This is a genomic window from Rhizobacter sp. P1_G5, from assembly GCF_056405435.1.
The window spans coordinates 1-1,974 of sequence record NZ_JBFUCB010000858.1 but is presented as its reverse complement, the minus strand read 5'-3'; the positions used below and the strand labels follow the sequence as shown (position 1 = coordinate 1,974).

General features: G+C 67.1%; 1 protein-coding gene. It reads right to left on the bottom strand.

Going from position 1 to position 1,974, the window contains the following annotated elements; genetic code table 11:
- Nucleotides 1-1,974: RHS repeat-associated core domain-containing protein (locus AC1D12_RS31985; RefSeq protein WP_477845190.1), on the bottom strand; the 1,974-nt coding region annotated here is incomplete at both ends.

Sequence of the window (1,974 nt, the reverse complement as noted above, 5' to 3'; positions counted from 1 at the left end):
CGGATCCGTTCTCAGCCTCCTTGTGGACGTAGTCGCGCATCCCGGCGACCACTCTCGTGGTCTTGGCGGCCCCCGCGTTCAGACCCTGCTGGAACGACTTCTGAACTGGCGTGCCCGGTGCGGCCATCAGCACGAAGGTCGGCGGCCCCGGCTTGAAGAGTCCCCCCAGGCATGACGACGAGCAGGTCAGGTTCGGCGCAGGCAGTGTGGGCACGCCCGTGCCGGTGATCTTCACCTCCTCCATCACGAAGAGTTCGGGATCCCAGGTCTTGCYCGGCGTCAGCTCATTCGGATTCCASCCGCTCGGGTCCGTGCCACTCAGCGGCCGGTTCTCGACATAGCTGTAGCGGTTGTAGCTCTGCAGTTCRTAGGGCTTCGTCACGGCCCGRTCCGCKGACAGGAAGCGCCCKAGGGCCGCGTCGTACAKSCGSCCGTTCATGTGCGTGAGCCCGATGTCGTCGAGYTGCTCRTGGCCGGTGAAGCCGCGGTCGGTGCCGCTGTTCAMCGMGGGGCTCCAGTCGATSMCSAGCGCGCCKGCKGCGTCGTRGTTGCCGYTCGAGAAACGGCGCTTGCCGAACGGGTCGTAGGCGTTGCGGGCCGTSASGTYGCCGTTGTGRTCSGTCGTYGCYGCGATGCTGCCCAGGTGRTCCTTGTGCCAGTACTCCAGCTTCACCGCGCTCAGGCTCGACTGCACGGCTGGTGCGGTCTGCGCGGCGCCGAGCGTGGGCAACGCTCCCGTGCTCACCAGCACCCCGAGGCTCTGGCCGCCAGCGCTCAGGTAGTGGCGGTTGCTCGTGACCGCCGGGTTCGCGGCACTCGGGCTGGTCGGCGCATTGACCTCGCTCTCGAAGGCCAAGCCTCCGGTGTTGTCCGAGTGCAGGTACCAAGTGGTTCGGGTGCCCGCGTTGGTGCCGCTCGGGATGGTCCGCACTTCGCGGATGCGGGCATGGTCTTCGTCGTAGCTCCACACGTAACTCGGACCGCCTGCAGGCCCTTGCACACCGGCTTGGCTGTCCGGCAGGTTGAAGCCGGTGTACGTGATCCCGCGGTACTTRCCCGCCGTCGCGCTGGCGATGTTGCCGTTCGCATCGAAGCCGTAGGTGTTGGCCGCSGCTCCTTCGATGCTCTKCACCGCATGCGGCCGCACTGCATTGGCGCCCTGTGCGTTGTAGCTGTACACCCCGACATCGCTCTTGTAGAGGATGCTGCCCAGCGCGTTGTATTGCAGGCTCACCGTGCGCACGAGGCCGTTGATCGCAGGAGCCGCCACCGTGTAGCGCTGCAGCCGGCCGAGCGCGTCGTGCTCGAAGTTCTCGGTCACCGCGCCGGTGCTGCCATCCCCGTTCGCATCGTTGCGGTTCGTCAACCGGCCCAGGCTGTCCCACACGTAGCCGTGGTTCAACACGTCGGCGGCGTTGCCCTTGCCTGCCATCAGGCTGCTGGCCCGGCCGGTGGCCGCCTCGTGGCCGGACTTGCTCACCACCGAGCTGCTGTACCGTTGCTGCTCCAACTGGTCCCACGCGTTGCAGGCCTGCGCCTGCCACAGCACTGTGCCGGCCGGCAGCGTGACGTTCGCACCCGGTGTGCCGCCCGGTGTCGCGGGCAGCGGGCTCACCGTCACGGCGGTTGCCAGCGACACACTGTTCAGGAATCCTTTGGGCGTGTAGCCGTAGTTCACAGTGAGCCCGGTCGGCCAGGTCTGCGTCGCTTGCCGGCCGTTCGCGTCATAGCTCAGCGCACTCGCGAAGCTCGGCCCATTGGCGATGTCGGTCCGCGTGCTGGTCAACCTCCCCAGGCTGTCATACGCCCACTGCCGATGGATGCCGGTGCTGGTGCTCGTCTCACACAGCTTGCCGATGCCCATCAGGCAGCTGTCGTAGGTCCAGGTGCTCTGGTATTCCGCCTCGATGCGCTGCGTCATCCGCCCGAGCACGTCGTAGGCCATCGTCGTCTGGCCGCCGCGCTGCTTCTGCA